The following is an 18,531-nucleotide window of genomic DNA, read 5'->3' as shown; positions in this document are numbered from 1 at the left end:
GATGAAAAGAAAACTATTCTGGATTTGTGCAGTGGCTATGGGGATGAGTGCGTTCCCCTCTTTCATGACGCAGGCGACGCCAGCAACGCAACCACTGATCAATGCTGAGCCAGCTGTAGCCGCCCAGACGGAACAAAATCCGCAGGTGGGGCAAGTGATGTCAGGCGAGCAGGGAGCTGATGCCCCCATCGTGGCGCAGAACGGTCCTTCGCGTGATGTGAAGCTGACCTTTGCGCAAATCGCGCCGCCGCCGGGCAGCATGGTGCTACGTGGTATTAACCCGAACGGCAGCATTGAGTTTGGTATGCGCAGCGATGAAGTGGTGACGAAGGCGATGCTCAACTTCGAATACACGCCATCGCCATCGTTACTGCCTGTCCAGTCGCAGTTAAAGGTTTATCTCAATGATGAGCTGATGGGCGTGCTGCCAGTGACCAAAGAACAGTTGGGTAAAAAAACGCTGGCGCAAATGCCCATTAATCCACTGTTTATTACCGACTTCAACCGTGTGCGGCTGGAGTTTGTCGGCCATTATCAGGACGTGTGCGAAAACCCGGCCAGCACCACGCTTTGGCTGGATGTTGGGCGGAGCAGTGGACTGGATCTGACCTATCAGACCCTGAATGTGAAGAATGACCTGTCACACTTCCCGGTGCCATTCTTTGACCCGCGCGATAACCGTACTAACACCTTGCCGATGGTCTTTGCGGGTGCGCCGGATGTTGGGCTGCAACAAGCATCTGCCATTGTCGCCTCGTGGTTTGGTTCGCGTTCTGGCTGGCGTGGGCAGAACTTCCCGGTGCTCTATAACCAATTGCCGGATCGCAATGCCATTGTCTTTGCAACCAACGACAAACGGCCGGACTTCCTGCGCGATCATCCGGCGGTAAAAGCCCCGGTGATTGAGATGATTAACCATCCGCAGAATCCTTACGTCAAACTGCTGGTGGTGTTTGGTCGTGACGACAAAGACCTGTTGCAGGCAGCGAAAGGTATCGCTCAGGGTAACATTCTGTTCCGTGGTGAAAGCGTGGTAGTGAATGAAGTGAAACCGCTGCTACCGCGTAAGCCGTACGATGCGCCGAACTGGGTACGTACCGATCGTCCGGTCACATTTGGCGAACTGAAAACCTATGAAGAACAGTTACAATCCAGCGGCCTTGAGCCAGCAGCGATTAACGTTTCGCTAAACCTGCCGCCGGATCTCTACCTGATGCGCAGTACCGGCATTGATATGGATATTAATTACCGCTACACCATGCCGCCGGTGAAAGACAGTTCGCGGATGGATATCAGCCTGAATAACCAGTTCCTGCAATCCTTCAACCTGAGCAGCAAACAGGAGGCGAACCGTCTGCTGCTGCGTATTCCGGTATTACAAGGTTTGCTGGATGGCAAAACAGATGTCTCTATTCCGGCGCTGAAACTGGGCGCGACCAACCAGCTGCGCTTCGACTTTGAGTATATGAACCCGATGCCAGGCGGTTCGGTAGATAACTGTATTACCTTCCAGCCGGTGCAGAATCATGTGGTGATTGGTGACGATTCCACCATCGACTTCTCGAAGTATTACCACTTCATCCCGATGCCGGATCTACGCGCCTTTGCTAACGCGGGCTTCCCATTCAGCCGGATGGCGGATCTGTCGCAAACCATCACCGTGATGCCGAAAGCGCCTAACGAAGCACAGATGGAAACGTTGCTGAATACTGTTGGTTTTATCGGCGCACAGACGGGCTTCCCGGCGATTAATCTGACGGTGACCGATGATGGCAGCACCATTCAGGGCAAAGATGCCGACATCATGATCATCGGTGGTATCCCGGACAAACTGAAAGACGATAAGCAGATCGACCTATTGGTGCAGGCGACCGAAAGCTGGGTGAAAACACCGATGCGCCAGACCCCGTTCCCCGGCATTGTGCCGGACGAGAGCGATCGCGCGGCAGAAACCCAGTCAACGCTGACCTCTTCCGGTGCGATGGCGGCGGTGATTGGCTTCCAGTCGCCGTATAACGACCAGCGCAGCGTGATTGCGCTGTTGGCAGATAGCCCACGCGGTTATGAAATGCTTAACGATGCGGTGAACGATAGCGGCAAACGCGCCACCATGTTCGGTTCGGTCGCGGTGATCCGCGAGTCCGGTATCAACAGCCTACGTGTTGGCGACGTTTATTACGTAGGTCATCTGCCGTGGTTCGAGCGCTTGTGGTATGCGCTGGCAAACCATCCGATTCTGCTGGCGGTGCTGGCGACTATCAGTGTGATATTGCTGGCATGGGTACTGTGGCGTCTGCTGCGAATTATTAGTCGTCGTCGTCTTAACCCGGATAACGAGTAATTGAAGATGAATGTGTTGCGTAGTGGAATCGTGACGATGCTGTTGTTGGCTGCCTTTAGTGTTCAGGCAGCCTGTACCTGGCCTGCCTGGGAGCAGTTTAAAAAGGATTACATCAGTCAGGAAGGGCGCGTCATCGACCCCAGCGACGCGCGCAAAATCACCACCTCCGAAGGGCAAAGTTACGGTATGTTCTTTGCCCTGGCGGCTAACGACCGTGCAGCTTTCGATAATATTCTCGACTGGACGCAGAACAATCTCGCTCAGGGTTCTTTAAAAGAACGTTTGCCCGCCTGGCTGTGGGGCAAGAAAGAGAACAGTAAGTGGGAAGTGCTGGACAGCAATTCGGCCTCCGATGGTGATGTCTGGATGGCCTGGTCGTTGCTGGAGGCGGGGCGTTTGTGGAAAGAGCAGCGTTATACCGACATCGGCAGCGCGTTGCTAAAACGTATCGCGCGGGAGGAAGTGGTGACGGTGCCTGGGCTGGGTTCCATGTTGTTACCGGGCAAAGTGGGTTTTGCTGAGGATAACAGCTGGCGTTTTAACCCCAGCTACATGCCGCCGACGCTGGCGCAGTATTTCACCCGCTTTGGCGCGCCGTGGACCACGCTGCGCGAAACCAATCAACATTTATTGCTGGAAACCGCCCCGAAAGGCTTTTCGCCAGACTGGGTGCGCTATGAGAAAGACAAAGGCTGGCAGCTAAAAGCCGAAAAAACATTGATCAGCAGCTACGACGCTATCCGCGTTTACATGTGGGTAGGCATGATGCCTGACAGCGATCCGCAAAAAGCGCGGATGCTCAACCGGTTTAAACCGATGGCGACATTCACTGAGAAAAACGGTTATCCGCCGGAAAAAGTGGATGTGGCTACGGGGAAAGCGCAGGGTAAAGGACCGGTCGGTTTTTCTGCCGCCATGCTGCCTTTTTTACAAAACCGCGATGCGCAGGCAGTTCAGCGCCAGCGCGTGGCCGATAACTTTCCCGGCAGCGATACCTATTACAACTATGTGCTGACCCTGTTTGGACAAGGCTGGGATCAACACCGTTTCCGCTTCTCGACAAAAGGTGAGTTATTACCTGACTGGGGCCAGGAATGCGCAAATTCACACTAAACATATTCACGCTTTCCCTCGGTCTGGCCGTCATGCCGATGGTCGAGGCAGCACCAACCATCAGCAGACCCTGCGGATGGACAGCGGCAACACTAATGCCGTGCGCGGGCTGGCGAATATTTACCGCCAGCAGTCGCCAGAAAAAGCTGAAGCGTTTATCGCCTCGCTCTCTGCCAGCCAGCGGCGCAGCATTGATGATATCGAACGCAGCCTGCAAAACGACCGTCTGGCACAGCAGGCAGAGGTACTGGAAAACCAGGGCAAATGGGCGCAGGCGGCAGCACTTCAGCGGCAACGACTGGCGCTGGGCCCCGGCAGCGTATGGATTACTTACCGACTGGCAGGAAGAAGCTGCGCGGCAATCCAACGATGGCGGCAGCAGTCAGGGCTTCGGCTACACGGCGCGGGCATTACTTGAACGACGTGTTACTTCCAACTGGTTTGTTGGCACGGCAATTGATATCCAGCAGGTGAAAGATTACGCACCCAGCCATTTCCTGCTCTACGTACGTTATTCCGCCGCCGGATGGCAGGGTGACATGGATTTACCGCCGCAGCCGCTGATACCTTACGCCGACTGGTAAGTTTTCAGATAGCGCCTCTCTTAATGCCGCTGCGATCGGGTATACTCGGGCGGCAATCTGGGATTTCCGGGGGGAGACAATTTGCGCGTAAGTCGCTCGTTAACAATCAAGCAGATGGCAATGGTGGCAGCCGTTGTCCTGGTGTTCGTTTTTATTTTTTGCACCGTTTTGCTGTTCCATCTGGTCCAGCAGAATCGCTATAACACGGCTACGCAACTGGAAAGCATTGCTCGCTCTGTCCGCGAACCCTTATCTTCAGCTATTTTGAAAGGCGATATTCCCGAAGCGGAAGCTATTCTTGCCAGCATTAAACCGGCAGGCGTGGTCAGCCGTGCCGATGTAGTGCTGCCTAACCAGTTCCAGGCGCTGCGTAAAAGTTTTATTCCAGAGCGTCCGGTGCCGGTAATGGTTACTCGCCTGTTTGAGCTACCGGTTCAAATCTCGCTGGGCGTCTACTCGCTCGAACGTCCGGCAAATCCGCAGCCAATAGCCTATCTGGTGCTACAGGCGGATTCCTTCCGTATGTATAAGTTCGTGATGAGCACTCTCTCAACGTTAGTGACCATTTACTTACTTTTGTCGCTTATCCTGACCGTCGCCATCAGCTGGTGCATTAACCGCCTGATTTTGCATCCGTTACGCAATATTGCTCGCGAACTTAACGCCATCCCAGCCCAGGAGCTTGTTGGTCACCAACTGGCATTACCGCGTCTGCATCAGGACGATGAAATCGGTATGTTGGTGCGCAGTTACAACCTCAACCAGCAATTGCTGCAGCGCCATTATGAAGAACAGAACGAAAATGCGATGCGCTTCCCGGTGTCGGATTTGCCGAACAAAGCCTTGCTGATGGAGATGCTGGAGCAGGTTGTCGCGCGTAAACAAACCACCGCGCTGATGATCATCACCTGTGAAACCCTGCGTGATACTGCGGGCGTGCTGAAAGAGGCGCAACGAGAAATTCTGCTGCTGACGCTGGTGGAAAAACTCAAATCGGTACTGTCGCCACGTATGATCCTCGCGCAGATTAGCGGTTATGACTTTGCTGTCATTGCCAACGGTGTACAGGAACCGTGGCACGCAATCACTTTGGGTCAGCAAGTACTCACTATCATGAGCGAGCGCCTGCCGATTGAACGTATTCAACTCCGTCCGCACTGTAGCATTGGCGTGGCGATGTTCTACGGCGATCTCACCGCCGAACAGCTTTACAGTCGCGCTATTTCTGCGGCATTTACCGCTCGCCATAAAGGCAAGAATCAGATTCAGTTCTTTGATCCGCAGCAGATGGAAGCAGCCCAGAAGCGGTTGACGGAAGAGAGCGATATCCTTAATGCACTGGAAAATCATCAGTTTGCAATTTGGTTACAGCCACAGGTCGAGATGACCAGCGGTAAACTGGTCAGTGCGGAAGTGTTACTGCGTATCCAGCAACCGGATGGCAGTTGGGACCTGCCGGATGGCTTAATCGATCGCATTGAGTGCTGTGGGCTGATGGTTACCGTCGGTCACTGGGTGCTGGAAGAGTCCTGTCGATTGCTTGCAGCCTGGCAAGAGCGCGGCATTATGCTGCCCTTGTCGGTAAACCTCTCTGCGCTGCAACTGATGCACCCGAATATGGTGGCGGATATGCTGGAACTGTTAACCCGCTATCGCATTCAGCCGGGAACACTGATTCTGGAAGTGACAGAAAGCCGACGTATTGACGACCCTCATGCTGCGGTGGCAATCCTCCGTCCGCTGCGCAATGCCGGAGTTCGGGTGGCGCTGGATGATTTCGGCATGGGCTACGCAGGGCTGCGTCAGCTGCAGCATATGAAATCGTTGCCAATCGACGTACTGAAAATCGACAAAATGTTTGTTGAAGGCTTGCCGGAAGATAGCAGCATGATTGCTGCAATTATCATGCTGGCGCAGAGCCTGAACTTACAAATGATTGCCGAAGGCGTGGAGACTGAAGCACAACGAGACTGGCTGGCAAAAGCGGGCGTTGGTATTGCCCAGGGCTTCCTTTTTGCTCGCCCACTCCCTATTGAAATCTTCGAAGAGAGTTACCTGGAAGAAAAGTAGCTACCCCAAACTGATTACAAAACTTTAAAAAGTGCTGGTTTGTGCGAGCCAGCTCAAACTTTTTAACCTTTTTGTTTCAATTATGATCCAGGTACATTTCTGTGATGTTGTCTGGGTGTTATTTTAAGGCCGCAGGTACCCCCCCCCCCCATAACCTTACAAGACCTGTGGTTTTACTAAAGGACACCCTATGAAAACCTCTCTGTTTAAAAGCCTTTACTTTCAGGTCCTGACAGCGATAGCCATTGGTATTCTCCTTGGCCATTTCTATCCTGAAATAGGCGAGCAAATGAAACCGCTTGGCGACGGCTTCGTTAAGCTCATTAAGATGATCATCGCTCCTGTCATCTTTTGTACCGTCGTAACGGGCATTGCGGGCATGGAAAGCATGAAGGCGGTCGGTCGTACCGGCGCAGTCGCACTGCTTTACTTTGAAATTGTCAGTACCATCGCGCTGATTATTGGTCTTATCATCGTTAACGTCGTGCAGCCTGGTGCCGGAATGAACGTCGATCCGGCAACGCTTGATGCGAAAGCGGTAGCGGTTTACGCCGATCAGGCGAAAGACCAGGGCATTGTCGCCTTCATTATGGATGTCATCCCGGCGAGCGTCATTGGCGCATTTGCCAGCGGTAACATTCTGCAGGTGCTGCTGTTTGCCGTACTGTTTGGTTTTGCGCTCCACCGTCTGGGCAGCAAAGGCCAACTGATTTTTAACGTGATCGAAAGTTTCTCGCAGGTCATCTTCGGCATCATCAATATGATCATGCGTCTGGCACCTATTGGTGCGCTCGGGGCAATGGCGTTTACCATCGGTAAATACGGCGTCGGCACACTGGTGCAACTGGGGCAGCTGATTATCTGTTTCTACATTACCTGTATCCTGTTTGTGGTGCTGGTATTGGGTTCAATCGCTAAAGCGACTGGTTTCAGTATCTTCAAATTTATCCGCTACATCCGTGAAGAACTGCTGATTGTACTGGGGACTTCATCTTCCGAGTCGGCGCTGCCGCGTATGCTCGACAAGATGGAGAAACTCGGCTGCCGTAAATCGGTGGTGGGGCTGGTCATCCCGACAGGCTACTCGTTTAACCTTGATGGCACATCGATATACCTGACAATGGCGGCGGTGTTTATCGCCCAGGCCACTAACAGTCAGATGGATATCGTCCACCAAATCACGCTGTTAATCGTGTTGCTGCTTTCTTCTAAAGGGGCGGCAGGGGTAACGGGTAGTGGCTTTATCGTGCTGGCGGCGACGCTCTCTGCGGTGGGCCATTTGCCGGTAGCGGGTCTGGCGCTGATCCTCGGTATCGACCGCTTTATGTCAGAAGCTCGTGCGCTAACTAACCTGGTCGGTAACGGCGTAGCGACCATTGTCGTTGCTAAGTGGGTGAAAGAACTGGACCACAAAAAACTGGACGATGTGCTGAATAATCGTGCGCCGGATGGCAAAACGCACGAATTATCCTCTTAATCTCACCACTTATGCCCGCACTCCCTTCCCCGAGTGCGGGTGTTTGCGCATAATTGACCCCTGTGCCTGAACTTACCACCTGGGTGAGTTCAGGTTTATTTCACTTCTTCCGTGACATTTTCATGTTCTTGCGGTCTAACACGAAGTGTTTTTAACGTCATTTAGACTGACCGACAACGGGCAGTTTTTTTATTACCAGGATAGTTGATCAGGGGTTCACATGCAGGGCATAAAAATTCGACTTTTAGCGGGCGGTTTGCTGATGATGGCCACTGCTGGCTATGTGCAGGCAGATGCGCTCCAGCCTGATCCAGCATGGCAACAGGGGACGCTTTCCAACGGTTTACAGTGGCAAGTGCTGACCACCCCCCAGCGTCCCAGCGATCGTGTTGAAATTCGCCTGCTGGTTAATACCGGTTCGCTCGCCGAAAGTACACAACAGAGCGGTTACAGTCACGCCATCCCTCGTATTGCGCTAACGCAAAGCGGTGGCCTTGACGCAGCACAGGCGCGTTCATTGTGGCAGCAGGGGATCGACCCTAAACGCCCGATGCCGCCGGTAATTGTCTCTTATGACACCACGCTGTTTAATCTGAGTTTGCCCAATAACCGTAACGATTTGCTGAAAGAAGCGCTCTCTTATCTGGCAAATGCCACTGGCAAATTGACCATCACACCAGAAACCATCAACCACGCGCTGCAAAGTCAGGACATGGTGGCAACCTGGCCTGCCGATACTAAAGAGGGCTGGTGGCGCTATCGTCTGAAAGGGTCAACCTTGTTAGGTCACGATCCTGCCGATCCGCTGAAACAACCCGTTGAAGCGGAAAAAATTAAAGATTTCTATCAGAAATGGTACACCCCGGATGCAATGACGCTACTGGTGGTGGGAAACGTGGATGCGCGCTCGGTTGTCGACCAAATCAACAAAACGTTTGGCGAACTGAAAGGCAAACGTGAAACGCCAGCTCCGGTGCCGACGCTTTCTCCGCTGCGTGCGGAAGCGGTGAGTATTATGACTGACGCGGTGCGTCAGGACCGGTTATCTATCATGTGGGATACGCCGTGGCAGCCGATTCGTGAATCAGCCGCACTGCTGCGCTACTGGCGTGCGGACCTGGCCCGCGAGGCGCTGTTCTGGCATGTTCAGCAAGCGTTAAGCGCCAGTGACAGCAAAGACATCGGTCTTGGATTTGACTGCCGTGTGCTGTATCTGCGTGCGCAGTGTGCCATCAACATCGAATCACCAAACGACAAGCTGAACAGCAACCTTAATCTGGTGGCGCGTGAACTGGCGAAGGTTCGCGATAAAGGTCTGCCGGAAGAAGAGTTCAATGCGTTAGTGGCGCAAAAGAAACTGGAGCTGCAGAAACTGTTTGCCGCCTATGCACGGGCTGATACCGATATTCTGATGGGCCAGCGGATGCGTTCGTTGCAAAATCAGGTCGTCGATATCGCGCCGGAGCAGTATCAGAAACTGCGGCAGGATTTCCTTAACAGCCTGACTGTGGAGATGTTAAATCAGGATCTGCGTCAGCAGTTGTCGAATGATATGGCGTTAATACTGCTGCAGCCGAAAGGCGAGCCGGAATTTAACATGAAAGCGTTGCAGGCGGCCTGGGATCAAATCATGGCCCCATCTACCGCCGCTGCGACCACCTCTGTCGCCACGGATGACGTACATCCTGAAGTGACGGATATTCCACCTGCACAGTAATGCCTGATGGTGATGAGTTAGCACAACCATCAGGTATTTATGGATGAGCTGGATAGAGGGGTAACACTTTATCCAGCCTTTTGCATATGCTGCGTTTACGCTGGCATCGCCTCACGCGGGATAATCGCGCCGCGATACTGAATAACGGTACTTGCGGTCAGGTGCCCGCGTTTCGCCGCGTTTTCCGCACTGCCGCCCGTCAAACGTACCGCCAGATAACCGGCGCTGAAAGAGTCGCCAGCTGCGGTGGTATCGATCACTTTTTCTTTCGGCAGTTTCACCGCCGGAACATCAACTAACGCTTCACCAGCAATGGACACCAGGCAAGAATCCGCCCCGCGTTTCACCACCACTTCTTTCACGCCCGCGTTATGGGTGCGCGCAATGACGTCTTCCACCGGCTGTTGACCCCACAGCGCGTCTTCGTCGTCCAGCGTCAGGAAGGCGATATCCGTGCATTCCAGCATTTGCTGGTACACCTGCTGTGTCTCTTCTTTGCTGGCCCACAGGCGCGGACGATAGTTATTGTCGAAAATCACTTTTCCGCCTTTGGCGCGGCATTCGCGCAGCAGGGAAAGCAGCTTTTCGCGGCTGGTCGGGCTTAAGATCGCCAGGCTAATCCCGCTCAGGTAGAGATAATCGAAATTCGCCAGCTCTTCGCAAATCGCCGCAGACTGCTCGCTCGCCAGCCAGAATTTGGCGGCGGCTTCGTTACGCCAGTAGTAGAACGTACGTTCGCCGGTGCTGTCGGTTTCAATGTAGTAAAGGCCCGGAAGACGGTTTTCCATCCGTTGGGTCAGGGAAGTATCAACGTTCTCGCCGTGCCAGGCGTCCAGCATCTGCTGGCTAAAACTGTCCGTTCCCAGCGCCGTTACGTAATGAACGGTTAATGCCGCAGGATCGACCTGACGGGCGATATAGACGGAAGTGTTCAGGGTATCGCCGCCGAAACCGCGCTTAACGTCCGCGCCTTTCTCGGAAAGCTCAATCATGCATTCGCCAATCACGGCAATCTTTTTGGACATAGTCGTGAACCTGATCTGTAAAAAATTAGCGTTAGTTTGCGCTGTGGTGGTTTGCTGGTCAACCATATTAAAACAGTGTTCCATTATTTTTTTGAGCCAGAACGTATTCCTGAAAGATTCCGTTGTGGAGTGAGGAAATTTACCCCGGCCAGGCGGTAAAGTTCTGCCCTTACGCGCCGATAATCTTTGTCGAGTCCGGGCAGCATCACTTTTAAACACAGGACATCTTTGATGATAAGGCAGGTTATCCAGCGAATAAGCAACCCTGAAGCAAGCATCGAGAGCTTGCAGGAACGGCGTTTTTGGTTGCAGTGTGAGCGTGCTTACACCTGGCAGCCGATCTATCAAACATGCGGGCGGTTAATGGCCGTGGAGCTATTAACGGTGGTCACGCATCCCTTGAACCCTTCGCAACGCCTGCCGCCGGATCGCTATTTTACTGAAATCACCGTCAGCCATCGGATGGAGGTTGTGAAAGAGCAGATTGATTTGCTGGCGCAAAAAGCCGACTTCTTTGTAGAGCACGGCCTGCTGGCATCGGTCAATATTGATGGCCCTACGCTCATCGCCCTGCGTCAGCAACCAAAAATCCTGCGCCAGATTGAGCGTCTTCCCTGGCTGCGTTTCGAACTGGTGGAGCATATCCGTCTGCCGAAAGATTCAACCTTTGCCTCGATGTGTGAATTTGGCCCGCTGTGGCTGGATGATTTTGGTACCGGGATGGCAAATTTCTCTGCACTAAGTGAAGTGCGTTATGACTACATCAAAATCGCGCGAGAACTGTTTGTGATGCTGCGTCAGTCGCCGGAAGGCCGCACACTCTTTTCTCAGCTTTTACATCTAATGAATCGCTATTGTCGCGGGGTGATTGTCGAGGGCGTAGAAACACCGGAAGAGTGGCGTGATGTTCAGAACTCGCCCGCATTCGCCGCACAAGGCTGGTTTCTTTCACGCCCGGCACCGATGGAAACGCTGAATACGGCGGTTCTGGCGCTATAAGCTGCCTCATTTTCCGCCGGGCTGGACTATCTTTAGGACTGGCACAGGAAGAATATGAGGAAGCGAACGATGAGCAAGGCAGGCAAAATAACCGCTGCGATTTCAGGGGCTTTCTTGTTGTTGATTGTCGTGGCGATCATTTTGATTGCAACTTTTGACTGGAATCGACTCAAACCGACCATCAACCAGAAAGTCTCTGCGGAGTTGAATCGTCCGTTCGCTATCCGTGGCAATCTGGGCGTGGTGTGGGAGCGGCAAAAACAAGAAACTGGCTGGCGCAGCTGGGTGCCGTGGCCTCATGTACATGCAGAAGACATCATTCTTGGTAATCCACCGGATATTCCCGAAGTCACGATGGTGCATTTGCCGCGAGTAGAGGCAACGCTGGCACCGCTGGCGCTGCTGACCAAAACGGTCTGGCTGCCGTGGATCAAGCTCGAAAAGCCCGACGCGCGCCTGATTCGCCTCTCTGAAAAGAACAATAACTGGACGTTTAATCTTGCCAACGATGACAACAAAGACGCGAATGCAAAGCCGTCGGCATGGTCGTTTCGGCTGGATAATATTCTTTTCGATCAAGGGCGGATCGCCATTGATGACAAAGTAAGCAAAGCGGATCTGGAAATTTTTGTTGATCCGTTAGGCAAGCCGCTGCCATTCAGCGAAGTTACTGGATCGAAAGGTAAAGCGGATAAAGAAAAGGTGGGCGATTACATTTTTGGCCTGAAGGCGCAGGGACGTTATAACGGTGAACCGCTCACGGGTACGGGAAAAATAGGCGGTATGCTGGCGCTGCGTGGCGAAGGGACGCCGTTTCCGGTACAGGCTGATTTCCGTTCAGGTAATACCCGTGTTGCTTTTGATGGCGTCGTGAATGACCCAATGAAGATGGGCGGTGTCGATTTACGGCTTAAATTTTCTGGCGATTCACTGGGTGATCTCTATGAACTGACGGGCGTTCTGCTGCCCGATACCCCGCCGTTTGAAACGGATGGTCGGCTGGTAGCGAAAATCGACACTGAAAAATCGTCGGTCTTTGATTATCGCGGTTTTAATGGGCGAATTGGCGATAGCGATATCCACGGTTCTCTGGTCTACACCACCGGAAAGCCACGACCAAAACTGGAAGGTGATGTCGAGTCGCGGCAATTGCGGCTGGCGGACCTGGGACCGTTGATTGGCGTTGATTCCGGGAAAGGGGCAGAAAAGTCGAAACGGTCTGAACAGAAGAAGGGCGAAAAAAGCGTTCAGCCTGCGGGCAAAGTGCTGCCTTATGACCGCTTCGAAACCGATAAATGGGACGTTATGGATGCCGATGTTCGCTTCAAAGGGCGGCGCATTGAGCATGGCAGTAGCCTGCCGATTAGCGATCTTTCTACTCATATCATCCTCAAAAATGCTGACCTGCGCCTGCAACCGCTGAAATTTGGCATGGCGGGCGGCAGCATTGCGGCGAATATTCATCTGGAAGGCGATAAAAAGCCGATGCAGGGGCGGGCAGATATTCAGGCTCGTCGACTGAAACTGAAAGAACTGATGCCCGATGTGGAACTGATGCAGAAGACGCTGGGGGAAATGAACGGTGACGCGGAACTACGCGGTAGCGGTAACTCGGTGGCGGCGCTTTTAGGCAACAGTAACGGCAACCTGAAACTGTTGATGAATGACGGGCTGGTGAGCCGCAACCTGATGGAGATTGTTGGGCTGAATGTCGGCAACTACATTGTCGGTGCGATATTTGGTGACGATGAGGTGCGGGTGAACTGCGCGGCGGCGAATCTGAATATTGCCAACGGCGTGGCGCGCCCGCAGATTTTTGCTTTCGATACTGAGAACGCGTTGATTAATGTTACCGGCACGGCAAGTTTTGCTTCGGAACAGCTGGATTTGACTATTGATCCGGAGAGTAAAGGGATTCGGATTATCACACTGCGTTCGCCGCTGTATGTGCGTGGGACGTTTAAAAATCCGCAGGCTGGGGTGAAAGCCGGACCGCTGATTGCCCGTGGTGCTGTTGCTGCGGCACTGGCAACGCTGGTAACACCGGCGGCGGCGTTACTGGCACTGATCTCACCTTCCGAAGGGGAGGCTAATCAGTGTCGGACGATATTGTCGCAGATGAAGAAGTGATGATAATTGCCGGATGTCTGACATCCGGCAATTAAACAGATTTAGATTTTTGGCAAAGTGTGCTTTGTTCATGCCGGATGCGGCGTGAACGCCTTATCCGGCCTACAAATCCTTGTGAATTCAATATATTGTATGGAAATTCAGTCCTGATAAGCGTAGCGCATCAGGCTTTTCACACTTATTACAACGACTGATGTCGCGTCTCATGGGTCAGCAGCAGGGCGATTAACGTCAAGCCAGCCATCGCCGCCAGATATAACCCCACCGCACCTAACCCGTAGTTAGCCTGCAACCAGGCTGCGATATACGGCGCAACGGAAGCCCCGAGAATCGACGATACGTTGTAAGAGAACGATGCTCCGGTGTAACGCACTTCTGTCGGAAACAGCTCTGGTAACAGCGCACCCATCGGCCCGAAGGTCAGCCCCATCAGACTTAACCCCAGCAGCAGGAAGGCAAAAACCAGAATCGGGTTGCCAGAACCGAGCAGCGGGTTAAAGGCGAACAGCGCGAACAGGATGATCAGCGTGGTGATGATCACCATGCTTTTACGGCGACCAAAGGCATCAGCCAGTAATCCGGCGACTGGCACCATCACGCCAAAACCAATAACTGCCATCATCAGCATCCACAACACTTCGTTACGCGGCAGGCCAAGCCCAACTGGCGCGGCGGCGGTACTGAAGGTCATAGAGTAGACCGTCATGATGTAAAACAGCGTATAGGTTGCCAGCATAATGAACGTACCCAGTACGGTTACGCGAACATGTTTGGTCAGCAGCGTACCCAGCGGGATCTTCACCTGTTTTTTCGCTTTAGCGACTTTCTCAAACACCGGCGACTCATGCAGCGACACGCGAACATACAGGCCGATAATGACCAGCACCGCCGAGAAGATAAATGGCACACGCCAGCCCCAGCTCATAAACTGCTCATCGGTCAGTAGCCAGGAAAGCAGCAAGAAAGTGCCGTTGGCAAAGAAGAAGCCAATCGGTGCGCCTAGCTGTGGGAAGGAGCCATACAGTGCACGTTTGCGCGGTGGGGCGTTTTCAGTCGCCAGCAGCGCCGCGCCGCCCCATTCACCGCCTAAGCCCAGACCCTGACCAAATCGAGCCAGCGCCAGCAGCAGTGGGGCGAAAATACCAATCGTGGCATAGCCCGGCAGCAGACCAATCACCACGGTCGAAATCCCCATCGTTAGCAACGAGGCGACCAGCGTCGCTTTACGCCCAACGCGATCGCCAAAATGACCAAAAACGGCAGAGCCAATGGGGCGCGCGACGAAGGCGATGGCGAAGGTGGCGAGCGACTGTAGCGTTGCTGCCGTTGGATCGCCCTGCGGGAAGAAGATATGCGGAAACACAATAACGGCCGCAGTGGCGTAAATGTAAAAGTCGAAGAACTCAATGGCCGTGCCAATGAGAGAGGCGACAAGGACTTTATTACGCGAGTTGATCGGCGTGTATTCTTGTTCGTGGTCGAGTGTTGTGGCTGTTGCTTGCATAATCTTTTCTTATTTTTTGGCTAACGAATAGCCATATTACGCACAGCAAAAGTGATATTTCAATGTGTAACAAATCGCGGAAATGGTCAAAAACCAGGCAAAAAGGGGATAATGTTTAGGCCAGTGATTTTTCTTCTATGAAATGCTTCACATAATTTTATAAATAGTGGATAAAACTGGTTTCAGGTTAAATAAAAGTTACCAACTGGATTTATATGCTGGGGTTATGAGTTGGAGTGAAATTGTTTGCTCCCAAATAGATGGCTGAAGAGGCTCTGGGGAAGAGTTTCAAGAGGTTATGTGCGCATTATAGCCGGATGCGATGCTGGCGCATCTTATCCGGCCTACGGGGAGCCAGGCCGAATAAAATCGTATGCCGGATAAGGCGTTTACGCCGCATCCGGCCTATTTTAAGGCTGCGTTTTCCCTGGCATTCGCGGGTCGTCTTTATATTCGGCGGTGGCAATCCACGCCGCGCAAAACAGCGTCAAACGGGCGAAGAAGTAGAAAAATGCCATCAGCCCCAGCACGGAACCAAATGCTGCGCCAGAGGGGGATTTCATCAGCGATGGCAGGGTGTAGGTCATCACGATTTTAATCACTTCAAAACCAATAGCAGCCAGAAATGTTCCGCGAATCAGGGCTTTTTTGCGCGGACGGTGGCGCGGCAACCGCCAGAAGATCCAGAAGAAAAGCAGATAGTTGGCGAAGATGGAAATCGCCAGGCCAATCAATCGCCACGTCGGTTTCAGCCACTCAATGCTGTTCAGGTGCAGGGCGCTAATAATCATTTGCTGCGCCGAACCGGCAACCGAGGTGATCGAAAGCGTCACAATCAGCGCAATCAACAAACCAATCAGTGAAATAAAATCACGCAGATATTTTACCCAGAACTTCTCCTGATCTTGCGGCGAGCGTTCCCAGACATCGCGCGACTGGGCACGAATCGCTTCACGCAGGTTACCCATCCAGTTGATGCCGGAATAAAGTGCCACCGCCAGGCCGACAAGCCCTACAGTCGTACGCTGCTGAACGGCGGTGTTGATGGTGTTTTTCAACGTGGCGGCTAGTGTCGGATCGCTGATGTTTTGCAGAATTTTGTCGAAGATATCCTGTAGCAACATCGGATGGGAGGCCAGCACAAAGCCCCCTGCGGCAAACGACACCATCAAAATCGGGATCATCGACAAAAATGAGAAATAGGTGATAGCCGCACCAAACTGGTTACCCAGCCGATCGTTAAAGCGTTCTGTCGCGCGAATAAGGTGCGCAATAACCGGTTGGCGTTGGACTTTTTCGGCAGTGGTGGTGACGGTTTCCAGCGCCTGGCTAACTTTGCCGCCTTTCTCGCTATTATCCAACTGCTTAATCGGCTCGTGCTCCAGATCCTGGGTGGGACGTTTGATCTCGTTTTCCTGCGTCATCCGCTCTTTTGTCCTTCTGTCGTGGTCATTCTTAAAAAGTATAGTCGGTCAGTCCAGGTGCTCTTTCATTACGCCAGCCAGCCACTGCATAAACAGGTTTACACGCCGGGAAAGCTCCCGACGCTGCGGGTAAACCAGCGAAAGGGAGAGCGGCTCGGCACGGTAGCCTGGCAACACTTCAATAAGCCGCCCGGCACGCAGGGCTTCGCGCACGGCAATGCGCGGGATCTGAATAATCCCCAGACCGGCAAGACCGGCGGCGAGATAGTTTTCGCTACTGTTTACCGTCAACATGCCGCCAGACTTAAACCACTGGACGCCATTAACGCTGGCAACCTCAAAACCTAACGGATGTACACCCAGGTGCGGTGTATAACGCACTATTGCGTGTGAAGTCAGATCATCGGGGCTTTGCGGATAACCAAAGCGCGTCAGATAGTGCGGACTGGCACAGTTGACCATGGTTAGTTTGCCGAGGGGACGGGCGATAACGCCATCTTCCGGTAACGCGCCAGTGCGTATCACGCAATCAAAACCATCATGAAGAATATCTACCGGACGGTTATGGCTACTCAGTTCCAGCTCAATTCCCGGATGCTGATAGAGAAATTCCGACAGACGCGGCAGTAACAGGTTTTTCGCGATTCCTGACGGGATGTCGATGCGTAATTTACCGCTGATACTGGTGGCATCCTGTTGAAACAGACCGTCCAGTTCGCTGAGATTACTCAACACATCTTTTGCCCGTTGATAATAGGTCATGCCTTCTGGCGTGAGTTTGACCCGTCGCGTAGTGCGCTGGAGAAGCTGGGTGCCAAGTTGATGTTCCAGTGCCTGTATCTGGCGCGAAACACTTCCCTTTGGCAAAGCAAAGAAATCCGCCGCGCGGGAAAAACTTTCCAGCTCCGCGACTTTGATGAACAACTGCATTGCGTGAATTTTATCCATTTCTTTGACCGATTGTTGTTCACAGCGAAACAGTAACGCGCATATCGCATTGTTTATTGTTTTTTCTAACATCTAATGCCGGGTTTCACAATGTTGTCATGACGAATGTGGCGATTTCTCAGCAGGAAAAGGGCGGAATAGCTTTATGAGAAAGGTGAATCCCCTTAAACAGAGCGTATTTTTCAGTGATTCCCTTTAAAGTGAATAGAGGACGTATTGGCTATTTGTGCTTATTTTTGTCTCATTGCCATTTGTTATTTTGGCTTGTAGTCGCGGAATTTCATTTTTAATTGCATGCGTACTAACCACCAATATAAGGAAATCCTCAAAATTGTTTTAAATAGTGCCCTCGACATGTAATTTCAGGCGTTTAGCTGTAACTATTTATATCGGTAACTATTTTCTACGCGTCATCTCTGTAGAATGGCCACCGCCAAATGGCGAATTCTTATTTTTTCTCGCGGGTAATACCCTTCCACTACTTAAGTCTTTTTAACGTATTCAGGTGGAGATTCAGTTATGCAAATAGTCATGTTTGACAGGCAGTCAATATTTATTCATGGAATAAAAATCAGTTTACAGCAGCGTATTCCAGGAGTGAGTATTCAGGGGGTCAGTCAGGCAGACGAGTTATGGCAAAAGCTGGAAAGTTACCCTGAAGCCTTAGTTATGCTCGATGGCGATCAGGATGGTGAGTTTTGCTACTGGTTGCTGCAAAAAACCGTGGTGCAGTTTCCTGAGGTTAAGGTGTTAATCACGGCGACGGATTGCAATAAACGGTGGTTACAGGAAGTTATCCATTTTAATGTGCTGGCCATTGTGCCTCGCGATTCAACCGTCGAGACATTTGCGTTGGCGGTAAATAGTGCGGCGATGGGGATGATGTTTCTGCCTGGAGACTGGCGGACGACGCCGGAAAAGGACATTAAAGATCTCAAATCGTTAAGCGCCCGCCAGCGGGAGATTTTAACCATGTTAGCGGCGGGCGAATCAAATAAGGAGATCGGCAGAGCGCTGAATATCAGTACCGGAACGGTAAAAGCGCATCTGGAATCCCTGTATCGCCGTCTGGAAGTGAAAAATCGCACCCAGGCGGCAATGATGTTAAATATCTCCTCCTGAAGTAATGCCAGTCAGTTAAGCAACTGACTGGCTCTTTTTCGGGGCTGTGGGGTATTTCCAGGGCCTCTCCTTTACCA

The 18,531-nt window shown here is 52.5% G+C and carries 12 protein-coding genes and 2 pseudogenes; 10 read left to right on the top strand and 4 right to left on the bottom strand.

Features of this window, described 5'->3' with window-relative positions:
• Window position 1: 1 nt before the first annotated feature.
• The 7 genes and pseudogenes from bcsB (at window position 2) to ABZJ92_RS07430 (ending at window position 9,302) form a co-directional block, all read left to right on the top strand.
• Complete coding sequence (gene bcsB / locus ABZJ92_RS07455; protein WP_005099967.1) at window positions 2-2,341, top strand: cellulose biosynthesis cyclic di-GMP-binding regulatory protein BcsB; 2,340 nt, start codon at window positions 2-4, stop codon at window positions 2,339-2,341.
• A 6-nt stretch (window positions 2,342-2,347) separates the two neighbouring features.
• Window positions 2,348-3,454, top strand: coding sequence for a cellulose synthase complex periplasmic endoglucanase BcsZ (gene bcsZ / locus ABZJ92_RS07450; protein ID WP_005052370.1), 1,107 nt, complete (start codon window positions 2,348-2,350; stop codon window positions 3,452-3,454).
• Window positions 3,455-3,512: 58 nt separating this feature from the next.
• Window positions 3,513-3,848: pseudogene (locus ABZJ92_RS22440) on the top strand (cellulose synthase); the annotation flags it as partial.
• Window positions 3,787-4,038 (top strand): annotated as a pseudogene (locus tag ABZJ92_RS22435) (cellulose synthase subunit BcsC-related outer membrane protein); the annotation flags it as partial. The pseudogenes ABZJ92_RS22440 and ABZJ92_RS22435, both read left to right, overlap by 62 nt.
• A gap of 81 nt (window positions 4,039-4,119) precedes the next feature.
• Window positions 4,120-6,108 (top strand): biofilm formation regulator HmsP, encoded by a 1,989-nt coding sequence (gene hmsP, locus ABZJ92_RS07440; RefSeq protein ID WP_001266306.1) that lies wholly within the window; start codon window positions 4,120-4,122, stop codon window positions 6,106-6,108.
• 190 nt (window positions 6,109-6,298) lie between these two features.
• The gene (dctA, locus tag ABZJ92_RS07435) at window positions 6,299-7,585 is read left to right on the top strand and encodes a C4-dicarboxylate transporter DctC (RefSeq protein WP_000858217.1); all 1,287 of its coding nucleotides are present in this window, start codon (window positions 6,299-6,301) and stop codon (window positions 7,583-7,585) included.
• A gap of 220 nt (window positions 7,586-7,805) precedes the next feature.
• Window positions 7,806-9,302 carry a M16 family metallopeptidase gene (locus tag ABZJ92_RS07430; RefSeq protein ID WP_001161570.1) on the top strand — a complete coding sequence of 499 codons (1,497 nt, stop codon included), beginning with the start codon at window positions 7,806-7,808 and terminating at the stop codon, window positions 9,300-9,302.
• Window positions 9,303-9,397: 95 nt separating this feature from the next.
• On the opposite strand, the gene kdgK is transcribed toward ABZJ92_RS07430, so the two are convergent.
• Window positions 9,398-10,327 carry a 2-dehydro-3-deoxygluconokinase gene (gene kdgK, locus ABZJ92_RS07425; RefSeq protein WP_000037560.1) on the bottom strand — a complete coding sequence of 310 codons (930 nt, stop codon included), beginning with the start codon at window positions 10,325-10,327 and terminating at the stop codon, window positions 9,398-9,400.
• A 231-nt stretch (window positions 10,328-10,558) separates the two neighbouring features.
• Here kdgK and pdeH point away from each other — a divergent pair, with 231 nt between their 5' ends.
• Both pdeH and ABZJ92_RS07415 read left to right on the top strand, forming a co-directional pair.
• Complete coding sequence (pdeH, locus tag ABZJ92_RS07420; RefSeq protein ID WP_005106017.1) at window positions 10,559-11,326, top strand: cyclic-guanylate-specific phosphodiesterase; 768 nt, start codon at window positions 10,559-10,561, stop codon at window positions 11,324-11,326.
• A 69-nt stretch (window positions 11,327-11,395) separates the two neighbouring features.
• Complete coding sequence (locus ABZJ92_RS07415; protein ID WP_005052388.1) at window positions 11,396-13,456, top strand: AsmA family protein; 2,061 nt, start codon at window positions 11,396-11,398, stop codon at window positions 13,454-13,456.
• 181 nt (window positions 13,457-13,637) lie between these two features.
• On the opposite strand, the gene ABZJ92_RS07410 is transcribed toward ABZJ92_RS07415, so the two are convergent.
• The 3 genes from ABZJ92_RS07410 to ABZJ92_RS07400 form a co-directional block, all read right to left on the bottom strand.
• On the bottom strand, window positions 13,638-14,960 hold the full coding sequence (locus ABZJ92_RS07410) for an MFS transporter (protein ID WP_001149006.1): 1,323 nt from the start codon (window positions 14,958-14,960) through the stop codon (window positions 13,638-13,640).
• Window positions 14,961-15,370: 410 nt separating this feature from the next.
• Window positions 15,371-16,384 carry an inner membrane protein YhjD gene (gene yhjD / locus ABZJ92_RS07405; RefSeq protein WP_000191257.1) on the bottom strand — a complete coding sequence of 338 codons (1,014 nt, stop codon included), beginning with the start codon at window positions 16,382-16,384 and terminating at the stop codon, window positions 15,371-15,373.
• Window positions 16,385-16,432: 48 nt separating this feature from the next.
• Window positions 16,433-17,332, bottom strand: a complete 900-nt coding sequence (locus tag ABZJ92_RS07400; protein ID WP_000357791.1) for a LysR family transcriptional regulator — start codon at window positions 17,330-17,332, stop codon at window positions 16,433-16,435.
• A 519-nt stretch (window positions 17,333-17,851) separates the two neighbouring features.
• Between ABZJ92_RS07400 and ABZJ92_RS07395 the strand changes: the two genes are divergently transcribed.
• Window positions 17,852-18,454 (top strand): helix-turn-helix transcriptional regulator, encoded by a 603-nt coding sequence (locus tag ABZJ92_RS07395; RefSeq protein ID WP_001167660.1) that lies wholly within the window; start codon window positions 17,852-17,854, stop codon window positions 18,452-18,454.
• Window positions 18,455-18,531 lie beyond the last annotated feature (77 nt).

It is taken from the genome of Shigella sp. FJ200513 (assembly GCF_040495915.1).
In the GTDB taxonomy this organism is placed as follows: Bacteria; Pseudomonadota; Gammaproteobacteria; order Enterobacterales; family Enterobacteriaceae; genus ECMA0423.
The sequence above is the reverse complement of the archived record's forward strand: the minus strand, read 5'-3'. Positions and strand labels throughout refer to the sequence as shown.